The organism is Roseofilum sp. Guam (assembly GCF_017746735.1).
Classification (GTDB): domain Bacteria; phylum Cyanobacteriota; class Cyanobacteriia; order Cyanobacteriales; family Desertifilaceae; genus Roseofilum; species Roseofilum reptotaenium.
In genome coordinates this window covers 62,758-83,426 of record NZ_JAGHZN010000032.1, presented here as the reverse complement: position 1 = coordinate 83,426, position 20,669 = coordinate 62,758, and the positions used below count along the sequence as shown (strand labels likewise).

20 protein-coding genes are annotated in these 20,669 nt (G+C 44.1%); 12 read left to right on the top strand and 8 right to left on the bottom strand.

What is annotated here, in order from left to right; translation table 11 throughout:
- Positions 1–290: 290 nt before the first annotated feature.
- Positions 291–1,064, top strand: coding sequence for an isochorismatase family cysteine hydrolase (locus tag J7529_RS14350; protein WP_318729530.1), 774 nt, complete (start codon positions 291–293; stop codon positions 1,062–1,064).
- Positions 1,065–1,106: 42 nt separating this feature from the next.
- A complete protein-coding gene (locus tag J7529_RS14345) occupies positions 1,107–1,574 on the top strand; it encodes a cupin domain-containing protein (protein WP_271943293.1) in 468 nt (155 codons plus the stop codon).
- A gap of 10 nt (positions 1,575–1,584) precedes the next feature.
- Here the strand turns inward: J7529_RS14345 and J7529_RS14340 are convergent, their stop codons facing one another.
- Both J7529_RS14340 and J7529_RS14335 read right to left on the bottom strand, forming a co-directional pair.
- On the bottom strand, positions 1,585–2,217 hold the full coding sequence (locus tag J7529_RS14340; protein ID WP_318729529.1) for a YdcF family protein: 633 nt from the start codon (positions 2,215–2,217) through the stop codon (positions 1,585–1,587).
- Positions 2,218–2,362: 145 nt separating this feature from the next.
- Entirely contained in the window at positions 2,363–3,136 is a 774-nt protein-coding gene (locus J7529_RS14335; RefSeq protein WP_318729528.1) for a class III extradiol ring-cleavage dioxygenase, read from the bottom strand.
- Positions 3,137–3,209: 73 nt separating this feature from the next.
- Between J7529_RS14335 and J7529_RS14330 the strand changes: the two genes are divergently transcribed.
- The 3 genes from J7529_RS14330 to J7529_RS14320 all read left to right on the top strand — a co-directional run bounded on the left by J7529_RS14330 (position 3,210) and on the right by J7529_RS14320 (position 4,700).
- Positions 3,210–4,064 (top strand): Uma2 family endonuclease, encoded by an 855-nt coding sequence (locus J7529_RS14330; protein ID WP_318729527.1) that lies wholly within the window; start codon positions 3,210–3,212, stop codon positions 4,062–4,064.
- Between the two features lie 167 nt (positions 4,065–4,231).
- The gene (locus J7529_RS14325) at positions 4,232–4,399 is read left to right on the top strand and encodes a hypothetical protein (RefSeq protein WP_318729525.1); all 168 of its coding nucleotides are present in this window, start codon (positions 4,232–4,234) and stop codon (positions 4,397–4,399) included.
- 106 nt (positions 4,400–4,505) lie between these two features.
- Positions 4,506–4,700 carry a hypothetical protein gene (locus J7529_RS14320; protein ID WP_318729524.1) on the top strand — a complete coding sequence of 65 codons (195 nt, stop codon included), beginning with the start codon at positions 4,506–4,508 and terminating at the stop codon, positions 4,698–4,700.
- Between the two features lie 149 nt (positions 4,701–4,849).
- Here J7529_RS14320 and argC read toward each other — a convergent pair whose 3' ends face one another.
- The gene (gene argC / locus J7529_RS14315; RefSeq protein WP_318729523.1) at positions 4,850–5,911 is read right to left on the bottom strand and encodes an N-acetyl-gamma-glutamyl-phosphate reductase; all 1,062 of its coding nucleotides are present in this window, start codon (positions 5,909–5,911) and stop codon (positions 4,850–4,852) included.
- A gap of 409 nt (positions 5,912–6,320) precedes the next feature.
- Entirely contained in the window at positions 6,321–7,691 is a 1,371-nt protein-coding gene (rlmD, locus tag J7529_RS14310; protein ID WP_318729522.1) for a 23S rRNA (uracil(1939)-C(5))-methyltransferase RlmD, read from the bottom strand.
- Between the two features lie 91 nt (positions 7,692–7,782).
- On the opposite strand from rlmD, the gene apcD reads away from it, so the two are divergent.
- Positions 7,783–8,268, top strand: a complete 486-nt coding sequence (gene apcD / locus J7529_RS14305) for an allophycocyanin subunit alpha-B (protein WP_318729521.1) — start codon at positions 7,783–7,785, stop codon at positions 8,266–8,268.
- A gap of 71 nt (positions 8,269–8,339) precedes the next feature.
- Here the strand turns inward: apcD and J7529_RS14300 are convergent, their stop codons facing one another.
- The 3 genes from J7529_RS14300 to J7529_RS14290 form a co-directional block, all read right to left on the bottom strand.
- On the bottom strand, positions 8,340–8,726 hold the full coding sequence (locus J7529_RS14300; RefSeq protein ID WP_271937926.1) for a histidine kinase: 387 nt from the start codon (positions 8,724–8,726) through the stop codon (positions 8,340–8,342).
- Positions 8,727–8,779: 53 nt separating this feature from the next.
- Positions 8,780–9,205: a thiol-disulfide oxidoreductase DCC family protein gene (locus J7529_RS14295; protein ID WP_318729520.1), complete on the bottom strand. Its 426-nt coding sequence runs from the start codon at positions 9,203–9,205 to the stop codon at positions 8,780–8,782.
- 384 nt (positions 9,206–9,589) lie between these two features.
- Positions 9,590–10,306 carry a Crp/Fnr family transcriptional regulator gene (locus J7529_RS14290; RefSeq protein ID WP_283766109.1) on the bottom strand — a complete coding sequence of 239 codons (717 nt, stop codon included), beginning with the start codon at positions 10,304–10,306 and terminating at the stop codon, positions 9,590–9,592.
- Positions 10,307–10,499: 193 nt separating this feature from the next.
- Between J7529_RS14290 and J7529_RS14285 the strand changes: the two genes are divergently transcribed.
- From J7529_RS14285 to leuB, 3 genes are all read left to right on the top strand, one after another.
- Entirely contained in the window at positions 10,500–11,216 is a 717-nt protein-coding gene (locus J7529_RS14285; RefSeq protein ID WP_318729519.1) for an NnrU family protein, read from the top strand.
- Between the two features lie 141 nt (positions 11,217–11,357).
- A complete protein-coding gene (locus J7529_RS14280; RefSeq protein ID WP_271937934.1) occupies positions 11,358–11,720 on the top strand; it encodes a thioredoxin family protein in 363 nt (120 codons plus the stop codon).
- 161 nt (positions 11,721–11,881) lie between these two features.
- Positions 11,882–12,964, top strand: coding sequence for a 3-isopropylmalate dehydrogenase (leuB, locus tag J7529_RS14275; protein WP_318729518.1), 1,083 nt, complete (start codon positions 11,882–11,884; stop codon positions 12,962–12,964).
- Positions 12,965–13,180: 216 nt separating this feature from the next.
- Here leuB and J7529_RS14270 read toward each other — a convergent pair whose 3' ends face one another.
- Positions 13,181–13,453: a hypothetical protein gene (locus J7529_RS14270; RefSeq protein ID WP_318729517.1), complete on the bottom strand. Its 273-nt coding sequence runs from the start codon at positions 13,451–13,453 to the stop codon at positions 13,181–13,183.
- Between the two features lie 141 nt (positions 13,454–13,594).
- On the opposite strand from J7529_RS14270, the gene J7529_RS14265 reads away from it, so the two are divergent.
- From J7529_RS14265 to J7529_RS14255, 3 genes are all read left to right on the top strand, one after another.
- Positions 13,595–14,986, top strand: a complete 1,392-nt coding sequence (locus tag J7529_RS14265; protein ID WP_271937943.1) for a P-loop NTPase fold protein — start codon at positions 13,595–13,597, stop codon at positions 14,984–14,986.
- A gap of 94 nt (positions 14,987–15,080) precedes the next feature.
- Entirely contained in the window at positions 15,081–19,769 is a 4,689-nt protein-coding gene (locus J7529_RS14260; protein WP_318729516.1) for an eIF2A-related protein, read from the top strand.
- Positions 19,770–19,927: 158 nt separating this feature from the next.
- Positions 19,928–20,656 carry a Uma2 family endonuclease gene (locus tag J7529_RS14255; RefSeq protein ID WP_318729515.1) on the top strand — a complete coding sequence of 243 codons (729 nt, stop codon included), beginning with the start codon at positions 19,928–19,930 and terminating at the stop codon, positions 20,654–20,656.
- Positions 20,657–20,669: the final 13 nt, after the last annotated feature.

The window sequence follows — 20,669 nt, the reverse complement described above, 5'->3', positions numbered from 1 at the left end:
ATGATATTATTATAACACAAGGAGCCGGGAAAAAGCCGCCCTTCCAGGGCGTTGCTCTAGACCCAATTTTTCTGGTAAATGGAGCAATTACAGTCGATCGCTCCCATTTCCGTACCACCACCTGAAACTTCACCACTCCAGAGTGACAGCCCCCATTATAGGTTTACTGGTAATTCTAGTTTGTCGGTCATCTTTCATCCCCTTTTATCATTTCTTTAGGTTTTCTGGGTAGCTTCCCATTGGCTCCATAAGCTTAAATAAAGCAGCCTTATTTGATTCAGGAGCATCCAATGAACCAGCCTCTCAACCCTCTGGGAACTCCACCCAACGCTTGGCACGTAAATGCTAATACTGCTGATATTACCCGTTCTCCAGTTCCTCCTCAACCCATTACCCTGACTACAGAAACCAAAACCTTACGGTTAGATTTGGCAAAATCTGCCCTATTGGTGATTGATATGCAAAATGACTTCTGTCATCCCCAGGGTTGGTTAGCTCATATTGGAGTCGATGTTGCACCAGCGAGATCGCCTATTGATCCATTAAATCAGCTTTTGCCCCTCTTACGCACCGCTCAAGTCCCCATTATTTGGCTCAATTGGGGGAATCGTCCAGACTTATTGAACATCAGTGCTGGGTTAAGGCATGTGTATAATCCTACTGGAGAAGGCATTGGATTAGGCGATCGTCTCCCTGAAAAAGAGGCAAAGGTCCTCACCGCAGGCAGTTGGGCTGCCGCCATTGTAGACGAACTCGTACCCCAACCGGAAGATATTCACATCGCTAAATATCGTATGAGTGGTTTTTGGGATACTCCCCTCGACAGTATTCTCCGTAACCTAGGGAAAACCACTCTCTTCTTTGCCGGAGTCAACGCCGATCAATGCGTTCTCTGTACCTTACAAGATGCCAATTTCCTGGGCTATGACTGTATTTTAGTTCAAGACTGTACTGCCACCACCTCGCCCTCCTATTGTTGGGACGCTACCCTTTATAATGTCAAACAATGTTTTGGCTTTGTTTGTGGGAGTGCAGCGCTCATCGAGGGAATTGAAAATATTTAAACAGAAATAATATCAATCTCTATCCTAATTTTCTCTAAGATTATGAATAAGCATCATTGCATGATTCCAGTCTTCAAATCTCCCACAGAGTATCAAGCCTATCGCATTAGCCCGAAAGACAGCAATCGACTAGCGATCGTCTTCGATCCCACCATGTCCGATTTTTCCTTAACCTATTGTATTGAAATTTTCGATCCAGGAGGCAAAACGCCTCCCAACCGCCATCAATTAGCTGTAGAAATGTTCTTTATCTTAAAAGGAGAAGGATTAGCCTATTGTGACGGTAAAGTAGTAAGCATTCAAGCTGGCGATAGTTTAATGGTGCCGCCCACCGGAACTCATGTGATTGAAAACACGGGAAAAGGACGCATGTATGCCCTTTGCATCATGATTCCCAATGAAAATTTTGCTGAACTTATTCGCAGCGGAATTCCTGTAGAATTAGATGCAGAAGATATTGAAGTTTTACGCCGTTCCGATCGCACCAAAGCCCTGGTCAACAATTATTAATCATTAAGTGTTATAGTGCTTCAGTTTGTTTCAGATTCTGGGCACGCAGTTTATGGAATTGGGGATTAAGCGTCGCCGCAGTGCGCCCCGTTAGTGTCCATAAGATCGAGCGGCTCACATCTCTGGCAAGACTAAGCGGCGATTCTCCCTCATCTGAAGACGGTACTTCTATGGGCGTAAAGGTAATGCCTTGACTCCCTAAAATAATCGTCGCGATCGCCTTCGAGCGGGGCATATGAAAATCGGACGTAATCAGATAAACATGGTGAATATTTTCTGACTTCAAATCATCCACCAATGTCGAAAAATTAGTTACGGTATCCACAGCTTGATAATCCAAATGAACCCGTTCTTCCGAAATACCAGCAGCCTGGAACGCTTGACTTGCTTTTTTGCGCCCAACACCAGAAGAGACCCAAATTTCCAAGGGATACTCTTGCTCGGCAGCAAATTGAGCGGTAAAGGGTTCGCGATCATGATTTCCCCCCAACATTAAAATGGCTTGCGGTTGGGGAGATTTGCGTAGTGCTAATGTGGTTTGAAGTTTAATCAAAATCCCTAATCCCGTCACATAAACGCCCAATAAGAGCAATACGATACTGACCGATTTTTTGAGATTTGTTTTGGTAAAAATGGGGGGCATGGGTCTCAATTTGCCAAACTCCTTACCTGATGTCCACTCTTCTAGAGACACATCAAGATAGAAAATGTTCCTCAGTACTCATTTTCTTCAAAAAAACGGCTTCTCATCCTATTGAACCCTGCCTGATTTTGATCTTTCTCCCTATTTAAAAACTGAAGGCAGCCATACTCAAAACACCATAGGTAAAACTAGAGTGTAAGGATTTAGCTCTCAGGGGTTCACCGGCTGCTCCTAGGGCGACAAATAGGGGCAGTAAATGTTCGTCAGTGGGATGATTTTCAACAGCATAGGGAGCCAGTTGACGATAATGAATTAAGCGCTCTAAATCTCCTTCTTGAAGTGTCTTTTCCATCCACCGATCGAAGTCTTGTACCCATAGGGGAGGTTCAGCATCGAGAGGATATTGGCCAAAATAGCTTAAATTATGAGTCATGGAGCCACTAGCGATGATCAGAATGCCTTGAGATCTTAAAGAAGAGAGCGATCGCCCAATCGCCAGATGATAAGCTGGATCTCTGTGGGGTTGAATCGAGAGTTGGGTAACCGGAATCTGAGCCTCTGGAACTATGCAGGATAAGGGAACCCAAGCTCCATGATCTAATCCTCTATGCTCGCTAATCTGACAAGCGATACCGTCTTTATGCAAATTCTGTAGAATCTGATGGGCTAGTTTAGGTGCGCCTGGAGCAGGATAAACTATTTCGGATAAAGAGGGCGAAAATCCACGAAAATCGTATATCGTTTCCGGATGGGGTACAGCACTAACCACTGGTTCAGAGGTAGTCCAGTGGGCAGAAACCACTACAATGGCTTTAGGAGTGGAAATCTGCGCAGAGAGCGATCGCCAAAACTCTACAACTGGTAGCTGATGTAACAGTACATCGGGAGCGCCATGGGAAATAAATAAACTTTTTATCATGATTCAATCCTTATATCAAACTCCGCTAGAATTAGTATAATAAACGGAGAGAAAAGCTTGAGGCTCTCATGAAATGGTACACAAAAAAGCAACCCCATTCATTGAAGAAGATTCCCTCTATCCAGAAAGTGACGGTCAGCCAGTCGGTGAAAATACAATACAATTTCGTTTAATTATGATGCTCCAAGGGGGTTTGGATGCTCTATTTAAAGACATCCCCAATGTGTTTGTAGCTGGAGATTTATTTTGGTATCCCGTGCAACTCTCATCAGAGGAAATAGAGAATCAGGAAGAACCCTCCAGACAAGCGCCAGATGTGATGGTGGTATTTGGAGTCGAAAAAAAAGACCGTCCATCTTATATGCAGTGGGAAGAGAACAACATTGCCCCTCAAGTAGTATTTGAGATCGTATCCCCGAGTAATAGCAAGGAAGCGATGACTAAAAAGTTTGAGTTTTATCAAACCCATGCAGTAGAAGAGTATTATACTTACAACCCCAAAGGAAATAGACTAGAAGGGTGGTTAAGAAGAGGGGAAGTATTGGAGAAAATTATGCCAATGGAGGGCTGGAAAAGTCCAAGGTTAGGCGTGAGTTTTACCACCGTTTCGGGAGAGTTGCGGTTATTAACAGCTAATGGGGAGCGCTTAGGAACCTATCTGGATGTGGTGAAAGAGCGGGATCTCCAACGTTTGGAAACAGAACGCCAACGGTTGGAAACAGAACGAGAGCGACTCGATAAGGAACTTGAACGCCAAAGAGCGAATGATGCTGAATTAGAGCGGGATCTCCAACAACAACGAGCGAATGACGCTGAATTAGAGCGGGATCTCCAACAACAACGAGCGAATGACGCTGAAGAGGTAATTGAACACTTACGCGAGCGCTTACAGCAGTTAGGAATTGATCCCGATGAGTTGAGATCTTGAAAAATTGTTAGTTTTCCCTGATATCAGTCCTGCAATCTCGTAAACCTATTTTACAAGTTTGGTCATTGACAGCCCCAATCAGTCAGACTAAATAGATAGGCAGATTTTCAACGAAGAAGTCTCATTCGTTCAAAATACCCCTATAACATAAGACTTCAGGATCAATCATGGCTCGCAGAACATCGAATCATACCCAATCGAAACCGAACCGCTCTTCTTCTCTATGGCAAAGAACCAGTCGCAGACAGGAAGGGGGGCGATCGCAGGAATTTATTTTAGACCGTAATTACATCATAGATTTGGTTAATTCCTTAGAAAGTATATCAGAAAGATAACGGATAGTGCTACCCCCAAGTCATGAGTTCGGGTGGGAATTTGTAAATTTTGGTAAACAACACGCTAAAATCCCAATAGCACCATACAGCCCATTCTTCTTGAACCATGTTTGATCAATTCACGCCGATTTTTCAGGAACTCACCCAACAACCGGTAGCCTTTTTTGGCGGATTCTGTTCGGGTCTGTTACAGCTCAACTTATCTGAAGATCCCATTAAAACCTGGCTCGATCAACAAATCAGTACTCCAGAAACTGAGACCAATACCACTTCTGGTCCTCAATCGATTGAAATTGATTAATATAGCAACGAGGTTAGGTGATTGTTTGAGGCACTCTAGCAATAGATCCTCTAGCCATTGTGGATCAGGCTCCCTCAAACCGTTACCCGTTGCTCAACAAGGGGCCCCCAGCCCCTTGCCTGGTCTTACCTCTCAAGAAGAAATTGGCATTAGGGATAAAAGGTTAATTTTGGTAAACCCAAGGTTTCCTGCCAACCCTTGATCAGATTCAGACATTGAATGGCTTGTCCTGCTTGACCCTTAATCAGATTATCAATTGCTGACATGACAATCACCCGATTCGTCCGGGCATCGACTTCTAAGCCGAGATAACAAAGATTGGTATCACAAGCCCACTTCGTTTGTGGATAAGTTCCATTGGGCAGAACCCGCACCCAAGGGGAATTTTGATAGAACACACTGTAAATCGTACGTATATCTTCTCGGACTAAACCAGGGTCGCGGAGGGTAGCGTAAACTGTGGCTAAAATTCCTCGTACCATCGGAATCAGGTGGGGGGTAAATTGCAGCTTAACCTCATGGCCGGCTAAATCACTACACACTTGTTCGAGTTCTGGGGTATGTCGGTGACGGGTCACCCCATAAGCGGCTAGAGAACTATCTGCTTCTGCTAAAAGGAGATTAATTTTACCTTGTCTTCCCCCTCCGGATGTTCCCGACTTGGCATCAACAATGAGGGTATCGGGTTCAATTAATCCTTGTTTGAGTAGGGGAGCGATCGCCAGTAAACTACTGGTTGTATAGCATCCTGGACAAGCGATCAGATTCGTATGGGGGATGCGATCGCGGTAGATTTCCGGTAAACCATACACCGCCTTCGATAATACCTCATAATCACCCCGGTCTTCACTCCCATACCAAGTCTTATAGACCTCCATATCCGTTAACCGATAATCGGCGGATAAATCGAGAACTAAACACCCTCTCTCCAGCAGTTGGGGCGCTATTTTGCACGCTAACCCATTGGGCAATCCTAAAAATACCACCTCACAGCGCGAGGCGATCGTATCAATATTAACGGGTTCCACCGTCATATTAACTCGATGAGCCAAATGAGGGTAAATATCGCCATAGGATTTACCCGCACTACTATCGCCTCCTAAATAAACCAAATCCACGTTTGGATGTTCGCACAACATCCGCACCAATTGCACACCTCCATAACCGGAAGCACCAACTATACCAACCGTTGTTCGCCCATTATCTCCCATGATGTGACCCTTACTTGAATGTTGAGTTTACGTGATTGAGTGTAGATCCTAATTTATGGTTCTAGGTGAGGCAACCATAAATGTTTAAAGGTTGGCTGCATTGTAGTACCAAAGCGGAGATTCAATTAAAAATTAAAAATTAAAAATTAAAAATTAAGGTTTTATACACAGATATAGCGCTTTGCGCTAGGGAATAGGGAATAGGTAATAGGAACAGGTTCAGAAAGGTGATCGGTGCGCAGTGTAGATTTCGGTGAACTCGCCTCTATACTCAATAGCAGCACAAAGCACTATTATTGAGTATAGGTTAACTGTCTCGTGTATTAATCAATGATTTAACTTGCACTTCCTGTTTCCCAGAACAATAGGCTTGAATCTACCTTATAAAAGAGGAAACTGCTGTATTCAATTATTCATTATTCACTAAAAATGCTACCGCTTCCACATGAGCCGTTTGCGGGAAAAAATCAACCGGTTGTACTCGTGTCAGGCGATAGCTTCCAGACTCACAAAGAATTTGAAGATCTCGCGCTAAAGTTGCTGGTTTGCAACTCACATAAACCAGACGAGCCGGACGGAGGTTTAATAAGGTTTGCAACACTTCAGGTTTGCAGCCTTGACGGGGCGGATCGAGTAAGACAATATCGGGTTTATGGTCTAATTGGGGTAAAATATCCTCGACTTTGCCCACCTGAAACGCTACATTCTCAATCTGATTTAACTGAGCATTTTCCCTGGCTCGTTGAATCGCTTCGGGTTGGACTTCTAGACCTAAAACCTGTTGCACTTGACGAGCAATAGGTAAGGTTAGTGTGCCAATGCCACAATAGGCATCAACGACTTGTTCTGTACCTTGCAAATTCAAATGCTCGAGAATCATCTCTAGCAAGGCTTCAGCAGCTTCTGTATTGACCTGAAAAAAGGTATCTGCCCCCAAATGGAAGGTTAAACCAGCAAATTGCTCGCGCACATAGGGTTGTCCGGCAATAGAGAAGGTTTGGTCTCCAAAAATGCGATTGGTTTTATGAGGATTCACATTTAGACAAACCCCAACCACCCCAGGAAATTGAGTTAGCCAGTTCTGGCTATGAGTCGCTAAACCGGGTAACCGGCGTTTTGTGGCGACTAGGGTAATGAGAATTTCTCCCGTACGTTGACCAATGCGAAGACATAAATGGCGCAGGAGTCCTTGGTGGTTCTCCTCATCATAGGCTGACCAGTGAGCCAGATCGAAGTTTTCTTTGAGGGTTGCCAATAGGGGATTTAAACGCTCATCCTGTACCGGACATTGATTAAGGTTAATGAGTTTATGGGTTCCTTGTTGGTAATATCCGGCTTTGAAGATGCCGATGTCCGAGAGTTCGAGAGGATAGGAGACTTTATTACGATAGCCAAAGGATTGAGGAGAGCCGATAATGGGGGTAACGGGAGGATCGGCAAATTTGCCAATCCGGGTTAAAGCTTCTCTGACTAGGGTTTGTTTGGCTTGTTGTTGAAAGTCGTAGCGAATATGTTGCCATTGACATCCTCCGCATTTATCCGCAACGATACAAGCGGGACGAAGGCCATGGGGTGAAGGTTCAAGGAGTTCTTCGATCGCTCCTTTGGCAAATTGAGGTTTAACATAGAGTAACCGAACATTCAGGCGATCGCCTGGAACCGTATTTGGCACAAACACCACCCGGTTGTCTACCCGTCCCACTCCATCGCCTGTATCGCTTAAGGAAGCAATCTCTATTTCTACGACTTGGCCTTGTTTCCAGTTAAATTCTGTTTTCATCTTGTTAGGGGTCTCTTCCCTTGTGTCCCACCCAATAGTTAAACTAACAGGATATTGATATTCCGTTTACGATAGGGACTCAAACATAATCATGAGCGTCGTTACTCAAATCATTCTCAATGCAGACGAAGAACTGCGCTATCCCAGCGCAGGCGAACTGCAAAATATTCAAGCCTTCTTAACTACCGGAGAAACACGCACTCGGATTGCGTCTACTCTCACGGAAAACGAAAAGAAGATCGTAGATAAAGCCACTCAAGAGTTATGGCGCAGACGACCCGATTTCATCGCTCCTGGTGGAAATGCTGCGGGTCAACGGGAACGAAGCCAGTGTATCCGTGATTATGGCTGGTATTTGCGTCTAGTGACCTATGGAGTTCTTGATGGTAGCACCGAGACCATTGACCAGATTGGTGTGTTAGGGGCGCGGGAAATGTATAATTCTCTCGGCGTACCGTTGGCAGGTATGGCAGAAGCCATGCGCTGTTTGAAGGAAGCGTCTTTAGCTCTGTTGAGTGTAGATGAAGCTCAGGAAACCGCTCCTTATTTTGATTTTCTGATTCAAGCCATGTCTTAATCGGATTAGCTCAATCGCTCAACCCCTGTTTTCTCCCAGGAGAAGGCAGGGGTGAGTTTTAAAGAAAACCTTTAATGGGCCAATCCGGTTTCTTCTGTCAAAACTTGACAGCCTTCTAACCCTAAACCCGGTTGTTTGCGATAAGCGTCTAATGGTTCCAGGACAGTGACCTTAAAATTAGTCCCGACTTTATACAGATAATCCACATCTGGATCGTACTTTAAACCCACTCGCAAATTAGAAAAATCATCTTCACACAATTCAAAACCAAAGCGAACAATAATTTGGGCGACGAGGCATTCAGGAGTATGAACTGTTTCCCCCATGGTAGCGCGCTCTTGCCCAAAGGTATCTAAAAATCGTTGCAATTTGGGTAAAACTTTCTTCGGATTGCCGTTGCGACTAGCGTAGACAATTACCGGGTTACCTTCAACAATGAAGTGACAGGAGACAGCCATAGATTTACAGTGATCTAGTGTTTAAGTCCGATCCGATCATATGCTGGTCTGGGTCATTTTGCTTGACCCAATTCTGAACGGCTACTTGAACATCCTTGATTGCCACTACACAAATATAGGGTTTCTCGCTGACCAAACCACTGATAACGATGATCGCGTATTTGTTCGTAAAGGAGATCTCCCATTACCTTAACCCCTGGTATCCCCCGATAAACTCCGATCAGCGCCTCACCTCCAGGAAGTAAACGGCTAATTTCTTCGGCAGCTTCGCTCCCTTGCCATCGACGCTCGGGATTTTCTGTATCCATTAAAATCATTCCTAATTCACAGTCTTGGGAACTAATACCCCATTTGACTAAGGCTTCTTCATCTTGCATCGGGCTATAGGTCAATCGTTGTCCTTGGTCAAACTGCGCCAGCACTTGAACTAGGGATGAGCATAAATTACAGTTGCCATCGTAAATAACTTGATATTGCATAATCGCTTTTTCGGTGACTATCCGGGTTATCTGACTTCAAGATGGGTGGCTCAAGCTTAAGCCAATAGATGATGAACCCAAACTAGAACCCTTACTCAACTTTACCGTAGAAGAAAGTGACGCGGCGATCGCTCTATTGGGTTGTGATTGTATTAAATTGATAAATTCTCTGTGCTAAATGAGAGGTCACTCTATTAGCATAAAAGTGTTTTTTGTGACTCAAAACCCCGATTAAACCCTGTAACCAGCTCCTGGATTAATCCTGCGTCCTCAAAAGCCAACCTCAATCCAAATGATTTCCTAACCCGGAGGTGGCAAGTTGTAAAAGAGTAGAACAGGGGTTAGGAAATTCTAGATCGAGTTAGAGCGTCTGGCCCTAATCTTCTAACTATCGGGGTTAGAAGGCGGAAGACAAATCAAATTATCATCCAACGTAATAATCAGACCTTTCGAGCGCAACTTACCCATTAAGCGAGTAACGGTTACCCTTGTAGAACCAATGGCACTACCAATTTGGGCATGAGTGAGCGTCCAAGGCAAATAATATCCCTGTTCGCAAACTTCACCATACTCCTCAATTAATAAGGTCAAAAAGCCCAACAGCCGATCAATTGTGCGGCGTTGACCCATGGTTCCGAGCCACAATAGTTTACGCTGGTTTTGATAACGGAAAGCTTCCATTACTTCACGACGGAAATGGGGCCAATTATCCAAATCATGCCAATACATCCACAAAACCGTGGTTTTATCCACATGGGCATAACTGGAAATTGTAAAGGGAGATTGGGAGACAATTTCAAACGGTTGACCTGCTCCCACGAACCCTAAAAAGGATTCATCTGGACTGAGATTATCGGGATCGTTATTGGCACTCAACCGAGCGACTAAACTGGGTGTTTTAGTGGATGCACTAATCTGGGCACTGACCAGGCGAACAGAACCACGCTGTACCAGATAGAGCAAACCAGGACGGACAGGAATTTTATCATCCTTGTTAAAGGTGCGGGTGCGATAGTGATCTTGCGCCCAATCAATAATTCGCTGCCAGGTAAGAAACGGACGAGATGTTGAAGATTCGGATTCTGGAGACACTGAAAACATAGGTTAGAAATTGTGAAAGAATAACAAAGACAACCAGTGATTTGTTGCTAGATTCAAGGATACCCTTTTTCTAGTAAAAATGATCACGCTTTAGCCTGAGGCTATGGTTTCTGTTATTGGCTATCTAGTTTATCATAAAGGTAGCAAAAACTACTTTTTTATGATCAAAACCTTATCGATGTAAGAAAAATGTATGGTAATGATTGATAATTGGCCATCAAGCCACTGGGTAATGGTAGGATTACTGATCGGATTTGCGATCGCCCATAGCGGACTCGCCAGCCTTAGACCTTGGGGAGAACAGAAAATTGGTGCAAGGCTGTACCGGGTAGGCTTTGCCCTAGTGAGCATCCCCTTCGCAGTGGTGTTGATTATTTACTTTTTCAATCATCGCTATGATGGAATACAACTGTGGCAAGTGCAGGGCGTGCCAGGAGTGAGATCGCTCGTTTGGACGTTGTCAGCCATTTCTTTTCTATTTTTATATCCAGCCACATTTAATTTACTGGAAATTGCGGCGATCGCCAAACCGGAAGTTCATCTCTACGAAACCGGAATTATCCGCATCACCCGACATCCCCAAATGGTTGGTCAAGTAATTTGGTGTATCGCCCATACCCTCTGGTTAGGCACAAGCTTTACCCTCATCACCTCCCTAGGTTTAATTCTCCATCATCTCTTTGCGGTCTGGAATGGAGATCGCCGTCTGTACAACCGCTATGGGAAAGCCTTCCTAGAAGCCAAAGAGCGTACTTCTGTGATGCCATTTGTGGCGATTATCCAAGGTCGTCAAACCTTAGAACTCCAAGAATTTCTTCGTCCTTCCTACTTCGGCGTACTGCTCTTTATTAGCCTCCTCTGGTGGGCCCATCCTTGGCTCATGCAAGCCACCCTTAAGGTTCCCATTTGATCTGGGGATCGGGGGATAGAGGGGATTTGCCTATTCCCCATTCCCCATTCCCCAAACTGTCTTGCTCAATCCAACCCAAATCGGTGTAGCATGATCCCAAGAGCAAGTATAAGAAATCCAGATACTAAGAACGGCATAATTATGGTGGTACAAATCAGTGAACGCGCCTTTAGTCACGAAGTCCTCGATGCTCAAACCCCGGTATTAGTCAACTTTTGGGCCCCCTGGTGTGGAATTTGCCGACTGCTAAACCCAGTTTTAAATCGATTCCAAACCGAATGGGGACAAACCATTAAAGTGGTTTCCATTAATGCCGATCAAAGCCTTAAACTCGCCAATGCCTACCGACTGCGAACATTACCTACGGTAATTTTGTTCAATCAGGGTCGAGTGCAAAACCGTATTGAAGGCTTCCATAGTGCAGAAGACTTATACCGACAACTGGAAGTCAGCTTATCTGGAACCAGAGTGGCTGATGCCATTGATCTTGAAACCAGTCGCTAACTCCTTTTCTGGAGTAGAGATCGAGTGGATTCGTTTTAAAATGAGATATTGCTGTAGGGGCAAACAGCCGTTTACCCCTACATTCCGTGTTTTTACCCTTTTGTAAATAAACGAGCGCTATACTGGAAGGTTACAAGTATTAAGCAACGAAAAACCCATTTATGACTGAGCATTACCGGATTACGTTACTTCCAGGGGATGGCATTGGCAGCGAAATTATCGCTGTGATGGTGGATGTCTTAAAGACGATCGCCCCTAAGTTTGATTTAGAGTTTAACTTTCAAGAAGCACTTATCGGTGGTGCGGCGATTGATGCTACGGGTAGCCCCCTTCCAGAAGAAACGCTCAACACTTGTCGTCAAAGTGATGCCGTGTTGCTGGCAGCTATTGGAGGATATAAATGGGATAATTTGCCCCGTTCTCAACGACCAGAAACCGGGCTATTGGCTCTGCGATCGGGTTTAGGGTTGTTTGCGAATCTGCGGCCGGCAACTATTTTACCCCAACTGATTGATGCTTCCACCCTGAAACGAGAAGTTGTGGAAGGGGTCGATATTATGGTGGTGCGTGAATTAACCGGTGGAGTCTATTTTGGCGAACCCAAAGGCCTTTTTGAGACCGAAACGGGACAAAAACGGGGCGTAAATACCATGGCCTATACTGAAGGGGAAATCGATCGCATTGCGAAAGTAGCGTTTGAAATTGCTCAAAAACGGAAGAGTCAACTCTGTTCTGTGGATAAAGCCAATGTCCTAGAAGTTTCGCAGCTCTGGCGCGATCGCGTGACGGCTATGGCTTCTGACTATCCCGATGTCCAACTCTCTCACCTTTATGTAGATAACGCAGCGATGCAACTGGTGAGAGCGCCCAAACAATTTGATACTATCGTTACCGGTAATTTATTTGGCGATATTCTCTCCGATGCCGCCGCCATGCTAACCGGTAGTATTGGCATGTTACCCTCAGCTAGTTTAGGCGCATCGGGCCCTGGAGTATTTGAACCCGTTCATGGATCGGCCCCCGATATTGCTGGACAAGATAAGGCTAACCCCCTCGCTCAAGTTCTCAGTGGGGCGATGATGTTACGCTATGCCTTTAACCAACCTCAAGCAGCAGAGGCGATCGAAGAGGCGGTACAAACGGTTCTCAATCAAAGCTATCGTACGGGCGACATCATGTCTGAAGGACAAAAATTAGTTGGATGTCGGGAAATGGGAGAAGCCTTGCTCAGAGCGCTATCCTGAGATGGGATGGGGGGAATGGAGGCATAAAAACCCAACAAAAAAACAATTCCGTTTCTCCCTATCTTCCCTATCCACACACTAGATTTCCCCCGACCTGTGTTACTCAATCCAATAAGTTTAGATAAGTAAAAACTCACTATTTCCTTGACACTCCTTTAGGTTTTAAGTGAGCCTTGCAAGTAAGACGAATATGCATAAATATCCATAATTTCTCTGTTAATAGTAAGTTATGTTTTTCTCAAGAACTTCCCCGCCTGAATGTTGAAAGAACAACTCGCAATCTTTTGGATATAACTCAAAAATATGAGTTGTTTCTGCATTACTTATCGTCACGATCTCCATGAAACCACTGCCGATCGCATTTTCCTCATTGACATAACTGCCATTGGTAGATAGGTTCGTGTGAATGGTGAAGTCATTCTCGCTCCCCTGGGGGACATTTTGCCCCGGTTTTGAATCAAGGCTATGGAAATGAGGGGTGAGTCCCATAGCGATCCTCAGCGTAAAGATATGTTAGCGTTGACAGGAGGCAAAGTTTTTGTCGATTCAGGATCTGAACTTAGGAGTTTTGCCAAAAACTCGATTTTTCTTCCAAAAATCCTGTGTTTTATTCAAAACTAAAAAGTTAGGATGAACATCGATTTACAAGAGTTTTTTGATGCTTGCGATCCCAGTAAAACGTTGATGATGGGCAGGATCAGCGATCGCCGCTACTATATCGATTTTAGTTCAGTGCGCGGAGGGAAAATTATTGAAGCTCTCAAACGAACCATTATTCGCCTGTCTCCCAATAAACCCACTTGTCAGCTTTTTACGGGTCATATTGGCTGTGGTAAATCAACAGAATTATCCCGCCTACAATCGGAACTTGAAGGCGACGGATTTTATGTCATTTACTTTGAATCCACCCAAGATTTAGACGAAAATGATGTCGATATTACCGATATTCTCTTGGCGATTGCTCGTCAGGTGAGTGAAACTTTAGAACAGCAAAAAATTGAACTGCAACCCAAAGGATTTAAGTCCTTTCTCAATGAAATCTGGGATTTTTTACAAACCCCTGTCATTGTTTCTGGAGAAGCAGAAGTTCTAGGTGCAGGAGTCAAAGCCAGTACAGAAGGGGAATTTGAGGTTTCGTTGCCGGTGGGGATTGGTAAAATTACCGCTAGAGCCATGGATAGTCCCAAGTTACGATCGCAACTGAGACAGTATCTAGAACCGCAAACTAACCGCATCTTACAATTCATCAATGATGAAGTCCTGAGTGTGGCGATCTCCCAACTCAAACACCGGGGATATAAAGGTCTGGTCGTCATTATTGACAATCTTGACCGGGTGGAAAACCGGGAAATTTCCACGTCCGGCCGACTGCTCCCTGAATACCTGTTTGTCGATCGCGGCGAACAACTGCGAAAACTCAACTGCCATTTAGTCTACACCCTCCCCCTTTCCCTCGTCTTCTCCAATGACTGTGAAACCCTAAAAAACCGCCTGGGGGGAGGACTCGATCCCAAAGTCTTACCCATGGTTCCCGTCTGTAACCGAGATGGAACTGTATGCACCAGTGGTATGGAATTACTGCGGCAAATGGTACTTGCTAGAGCTTTTCCCGATGTTTTCCCTCAACATCGCCTAGAACTCGTCACCCAAATCTTTGAAGAACCGGCAAGCCTTGATCGCCTCTGTTGGGTAAGTGGAGGTCATGCGAGGAACTTATTGGGGATTTTGTATCGCTGTATCCAAGAAGAAGACCCTCCGATTAGTAGTATAGTTCTCGAACGGGCCATTCGCGAAGCCCGCGATCGCCTACTTTTAGCCGTTGATGACCATGAATGGGAGTTACTCTTTCAAGTGGTTCAAGAACAAAATCTCAAAGGAGAACGGGAATATCAAACCCTCCTGCGCAGTTTATTTGTATTTGAATATCAAGATCATCGCGGTCGCTGGTTTGGACTCAATCCCCTCTTAGCAGAAACCCAACGCTTTAAGCAATGGCAAGCTCAAGAAGCCAGCAGAATTTAAGACAAAGACAACGGGTTAAGAGGTAAGGGGAAGATATCTGTCGTAGCACGATGAAAGAAAAATGGTATCAGACTTAGATTGAAAACAGCAGTTAATGCAGGATACACCAGAACTAGAAAATGAGCGATCGCTCAAAACTCTAGCTCGTACCTTAAAATTACGGCGCGGCAAATTTACTCTGATCCAAGCTTCCTGTAATTCCGTCAGCTTACGCACCCAAGTCTTACATCGACTCACCCAAGAATATCAGGTTAACACTCTCAGTATTACCCTCCCCCAACACGCCACCGGGTTTCATACCGCTGTTCTGAAAGCCATTGAAGGACAATCTCCCGATGCCTTAATGATTTTAGGTCTAGAATCAGTCAGCTCAATTTCTGAGCTGCTGATTTCGGCCAATCAAAAACGGGATCAAATTCGCCAAAGCTTTGTCTTTCCCATTGTCCTCTGGGTAACCGATGGTATTTTACGTCATCTAGGCAGATTAGCCTCAGATATCAACAGTTGGAATCCGCCACCCATTCGCTTCACAATTTCTGAAGCAGATATCCTCAAGTTTTTATCTGAAGAATCCCATACTTTATTTGAGTCATTACATTATCCAGCTTCCTATTGCTGTTCTTCCTTACATCAACTGGATTTAGACTTGCTCAGTAAAGATATTCAACGCATTTATCCTACACTAACTCTGGAATTGCAAGCAAAATTTGAGTTTATGCTCGCTCAACTTCAGTGCTCTAAATCTCAATTCGATCAGGCTATTGATAGCCTATGCCAAAGTCTCAAGTCTTGGCATCAATTATCGAATATTAGAGCAAAAGGGTTTGTCGTATTTCATTTGGGATTAGTGTATTTAGAAAAATCTAAAGTCAAAAGTCCGAAGGAGAAAGTGTGTGATTATAAATTATCCCAAGAATATTTTTGCCAAGCGTTGGACTGTTTCAAGACAGTGAATCAGCCAGACTTAATGGGAGTAGTTCTGAGCTACTTACAAACCATTTTACAGAGTTTAGAAAACTGGGAAAATCTCAAATCTATTACTGAACAAGCTCTGAGCATTCATCAATTGTATGGATCGAGCTTACAACTTGCTCAAGATTATGGCTATTTAGCACAAGTGGCCTTAGAGAATCACTGTTGGCAGGAAGCAAAACTTCTTGCGCAACAAGCGATTCAGACATTAGAATCCAATACTAATCCAGGGAATACTCTCAAAAATGAGCTGTCTAGATTTTATTTTTTAAGGGCAAAAGCACAAATTCAATTGGAAGAATTTCAAGGGGCGATCGCTCGTCTCGAAGTCGCGAAAAAAAAATGCATTCCCAAATTATCTACCCAGCTTTACAGTGAGATTTTGGAGGAATCTATAAAGCTCTATTGGCAGGACAAAAAATACTTAAAATCCTTTAGTTTTAAGCTAGAAAAACGCTCAATTGAAGCCCAATATGGTTTGCGATCTTTTATGGGAGTGGGTAGATTTCCTAAGCCGAAAAGAATTACCCATTTAGATATTACCTCACACAATACCAAAACAACACGCGAAATTGTAGCGGCTTCTGGAAGACAAGAAGATATTGATAACTTGTTGACCCGGATGGAACGACGAGACCGTAAACTCACGGTAATTTATGGCCCCTCTGGAGTTGGCAAAAGTTCCTTACTACAAGCGGGTTTGGTGACGGCCCTCAAACTGAGTTCTTTTGAAGGGAATAATTACTTCCCGATTTTTATTCAAGTTTATCATCATTGGCAAGAAGATTGTAGTCTTCAAATTAGAGCTATTAGCCCTACTTCTAGCGCTATTTTACAGCGAGTTGAGGAAATGACTCAACACCATCAAATTCCAGTTTTATTGTTCGATCAATTGGAGGAATTTTTTCTCCATTATTCCGACTGCAATGAAAGGCAAGAATTTTATGATTTCATCCAAGCTTGCCTGAAGATTGCCTATGTAAAAATTGTACTTTCTATTCGAGAAGATTATATCTATTATCTCTTGGAATTAACTCGATATACTGACTTGGGGGAATTAGATAAAAATTATGAAGATATTTTATATTACTTGGGTAACTTTTCACCTTTAGAAGCAAAGACGATTATTGAATATCTTACCCATCGCTCTTCCACTCCCTTAGAGCCATCCTTAATCGATCGCCTGGTTGAAGACTTAACCACAGAACAAGAAGAAATTCGCCCGATTGAACTGCAACTGATCGGCGCTCAACTGGAAAATCAAAGCATTACCACTTTGCGTGATTATCAAAGGCTCGGCAGTCATCCCAAAGAAGTATTAATCGATGTCTACTTAGATGAAGTGGTGCGCGATTGCGGCCCGGAACAAGAGGAAATCGCCGAATTAGTGTTATACCTGTTAACAGATGATGACAATACCCGTCCCCTAAAAACCAAAGCCAGCTTAGAAAAAGCCTTAGAGCAAAAAGGCGATCGCCTCAACTTAGTCTTAGAAATCTTTGTCAAATCTGGTTTAGTCCTCCATCTATCTGGAGAACTCGACGATCATTATCAATTAGTTCACGATTATTTAGTCCCCTTTATTCGCCATAAAAAAGGAGCGCAACTGCTGGCTGATCTAGAACGGGAGAGACAACAACGGCAAAAAAGCGATCGCCGCTTCCTCGTTGGAATGCGAGCCGCGACCATTATTTCCCTGATTCTCACCGGACTCGCCATACTCTTTGCTGGAACTGCCCATTACCAACAACAAGAAGCCTTCAAACAACGTCAGATTGCCGAAAATAACGCCATCTCTGCCCTAGAACAAAGTATCATCGCCCAATCCACCACCGCCAGAACCTTAATGCGATCGACTTCTGGACAACAACTCGAAGCCCTCATCACTGCCCTAGAAGCAGCCGCCCAACTGGGCCAACATCCCCGCTTAAAATCAGCCAACATTACTCATCACGTCATCAATAGTCTCGCCAACGCTATCTACAACCTCAAAGAATTCAATCGCTTAGAAACCCAAAGCATTATTTATCATGTCAACTTTAGTCCTAATGGCCAATTTATTGCCACTGCTCAAAATAATGGTGCAGTCAAAATTTGGCAGCAAGATGGTACTCTATTGACCACTCTAAAAGACCATCAAGATCGAGTTTATTGGGTCAGTTTTAGTCCCGATGGTCAATGGATGGCTTCTGCCAGCATTGATGGCACAATTAAACTTTGGGATCTGGCTAACTTTTCTGCAATTAAAACTTTCCACGGACACCAAGACCGCATATATAACGTAACCTTTAGTCTGAATAGTGAATTGATAGCCTCTAGTAGTCGAGATGGAACCGTTAAACTTTGGAATTTAGAGGGTAAAACTCTCCTCACCTATCGTCGTCATCAAGATTCTGTAGAATCGATTAGCTTTAGTCCAGATGGACAATTACTCGCCTCTGCCAGCAACGATCATACAGTAAACATTTGGACAATAACGGGCAAACACCGCCTTACTTATCGAGGTCATCAAAGTGCCGTCACATTCGTGCAGTTTAGTCCGGATGGCAAATTTCTCGCTTCTGCTGATGAAAAGGGATTGATTAAATTCTGGAATTTGCAGGGTAAAGAGATCGCCACGCTCAAAGGCCATCGGGATACAGTTTTAGGATTAAGTTTTAGTCCAGATGGTCAAATTTTGGCTTCTGGAAGTCGAGATAAAAGCATCATTATATGGAATATGAAAGGAGAAGTGATTTCTACTATTTCCGGTCATAATGATTGGGTCAATAGTGTCATATTTAGCCCTGACGGCCAAACCCTCGCCTCAGCGAGTGCCGATGGTATGGTGAAGTTATGGAAACTTCAGGGGAGTGACTTAAGAATTTTTAAGGGTCATCAAGATAAAGTCTATACCGCTCAATTTACTCCCGATCGCCAGTCCATCATCTCCAGTAGTGCTGATGGCAGTATCCGGTTATGGAGTGTCCAAGAAGGAAAGGAATTAGCCACCTTAGTGCAAGAGCAAGAAAGAATCTATGGACTCGATGTTAGTTCAGATGGGCAGAGGATCGTTTATGGCAGTCGAGATGGAACCATAACATGGCGATCGCTCCACGATGGTACGACTCGTGCCTTCAGAGGTCATCAGGATATAGTACTTGATGTCGATTCTAGTCCAGATGGTCAAACTATTGCCTCTGCCAGCTTAGATCGAACCGTAAAATTATGGGATCTAAATGGGAATAATCTTGCCATATTGTCGGGTCATAGTGATGGCGTTCAAGCGGTTCATTTTAGTCCAAATGGGCAATTGATTGCTTCTGCCGGAAATGAAAATCTGATTAAAATTTGGACATTAGATGGCTCGGAGTTGGCAACATTTAGAGGTCATAAAAGTACAATTTTCAGTGTCAGATTTAGTCCCGATGGCAATCTACTAGCCTCCGGAAGTCGAGATAAAACGGTGAAACTCTGGAAATTAGATGGGACATTAGTCAATACATTTGAAAATCATACCGCGCCAGTGATTAGTGTTAGCTTCAGTCCAGATGGTCAAATGATTGCTTCTGCCAGTGATGATAAAACCGTAAAAATTTCCCGACTTAATGGAGAAGAAATCATGACATTAGAAGGCCATACGGATTGGCTCAATGAAGTTAGCTTTAGCCCTGATGGTCAATGGCTTGCCTCTGCAAGCCATGATGGTACAGTTAGACTTTGGCGGTTTAATTATGATTTAGACTATTGGTTCGATCGTGGCTGTGCCTGGCTAAAAGATTATTTGCACCATCAGCCTTCCCGTTCTGCTGCTTTGTGTGCAAATCCCTGAGCCATGTAGTGAATGGGCGATCGCGATATGGTCCCCTATAAATTCTGATAGCCCGAACTGTCCTAGAATTACCTCATTCTCCGCGTTCCTGCATCTCCCTATTCCCCATCTCAACCTGATAAAATAATCAACATTGACCCTTCCCAGTACCTGAAACCATGTTAGCCACTTCTTCAGCCTACAAAATTACTTGGGAAAAACTACCGGACGACTTCCAACTCCCTGACGATCCTGTGGATAATATTCATCAACCCGCCCTAGCTGCTGCCCTAACTGAGAGTTTAGACCAAGCTGGGAAATTACCTGAAAGTGCCCTAACGCCAACCAACTATGGCATCTGTGCCACTGTCAATGGCAAAATGGTGGTTAAAGCTCCTGATTGGGCCTATATTCCCCAAATCCGAGTGGAGCGTCCAGAGGTGATCCGCAGTTATACCCCAAACTTACAAGGCGATCGACCGGTCATTGTCCTAGAATTTTTATCGGATACGGATGGAGGGGAATATTCGATAAAAGCGACCTATCCTCCAGGCAAATATTTCTATTATGAGCAAATCCTACAAGTGCCCAATTACGGGATTTTTGACCCAAAAACGGGAGAATTAGAACTCTATCGTTTAGGTAACCACCAACGCTACAATCTGAAGTCTCCGAATCCAGAAGGGCGATTTTGGATACCCGAAATGGGTTTATACTTAGGAGTGTGGCAAGGTTGTCGAGAAAACCTAGAGAGCTATTGGCTACGCTGGTGGGATGAACAAGACAATCTATTGCTGTGGGGTAAAGAAAAAGTGGAGCAAGAACGTCAACGAGCTGATGCTGAACGATCGCGAGCCGATCGCCTAGCCGCCCAATTACGAGCCGCCGGTATTGAAATTAACGAATAATTAATCGTATTAA

Coding starts and splice junctions, on each gene's coding strand:
- J7529_RS14350 (WP_318729530.1), top strand. CDS start 291: ATGAACCAGCCTCTCAACCCTCTGGGAACTCCACCCAACGCTTGGCAC.
- J7529_RS14345 (WP_271943293.1), top strand. CDS start 1,107: ATGAATAAGCATCATTGCATGATTCCAGTCTTCAAATCTCCCACAGAG.
- J7529_RS14340 (WP_318729529.1), bottom strand. CDS start 2,217: ATGCCCCCCATTTTTACCAAAACAAATCTCAAAAAATCGGTCAGTATC.
- J7529_RS14335 (WP_318729528.1), bottom strand. CDS start 3,136: ATGATAAAAAGTTTATTTATTTCCCATGGCGCTCCCGATGTACTGTTA.
- J7529_RS14330 (WP_318729527.1), top strand. CDS start 3,210: ATGGTACACAAAAAAGCAACCCCATTCATTGAAGAAGATTCCCTCTAT.
- J7529_RS14325 (WP_318729525.1), top strand. CDS start 4,232: ATGGCTCGCAGAACATCGAATCATACCCAATCGAAACCGAACCGCTCT.
- J7529_RS14320 (WP_318729524.1), top strand. CDS start 4,506: ATGTTTGATCAATTCACGCCGATTTTTCAGGAACTCACCCAACAACCG.
- argC (WP_318729523.1), bottom strand. CDS start 5,911: ATGGGAGATAATGGGCGAACAACGGTTGGTATAGTTGGTGCTTCCGGT.
- rlmD (WP_318729522.1), bottom strand. CDS start 7,691: ATGAAAACAGAATTTAACTGGAAACAAGGCCAAGTCGTAGAAATAGAG.
- apcD (WP_318729521.1), top strand. CDS start 7,783: ATGAGCGTCGTTACTCAAATCATTCTCAATGCAGACGAAGAACTGCGC.
- J7529_RS14300 (WP_271937926.1), bottom strand. CDS start 8,726: ATGGCTGTCTCCTGTCACTTCATTGTTGAAGGTAACCCGGTAATTGTC.
- J7529_RS14295 (WP_318729520.1), bottom strand. CDS start 9,205: ATGCAATATCAAGTTATTTACGATGGCAACTGTAATTTATGCTCATCC.
- J7529_RS14290 (WP_283766109.1), bottom strand. CDS start 10,306: ATGTTTTCAGTGTCTCCAGAATCCGAATCTTCAACATCTCGTCCGTTT.
- J7529_RS14285 (WP_318729519.1), top strand. CDS start 10,500: ATGGTAATGATTGATAATTGGCCATCAAGCCACTGGGTAATGGTAGGA.
- J7529_RS14280 (WP_271937934.1), top strand. CDS start 11,358: ATGGTGGTACAAATCAGTGAACGCGCCTTTAGTCACGAAGTCCTCGAT.
- leuB (WP_318729518.1), top strand. CDS start 11,882: ATGACTGAGCATTACCGGATTACGTTACTTCCAGGGGATGGCATTGGC.
- J7529_RS14270 (WP_318729517.1), bottom strand. CDS start 13,453: ATGGGACTCACCCCTCATTTCCATAGCCTTGATTCAAAACCGGGGCAA.
- J7529_RS14265 (WP_271937943.1), top strand. CDS start 13,595: ATGAACATCGATTTACAAGAGTTTTTTGATGCTTGCGATCCCAGTAAA.
- J7529_RS14260 (WP_318729516.1), top strand. CDS start 15,081: ATGCAGGATACACCAGAACTAGAAAATGAGCGATCGCTCAAAACTCTA.
- J7529_RS14255 (WP_318729515.1), top strand. CDS start 19,928: ATGTTAGCCACTTCTTCAGCCTACAAAATTACTTGGGAAAAACTACCG.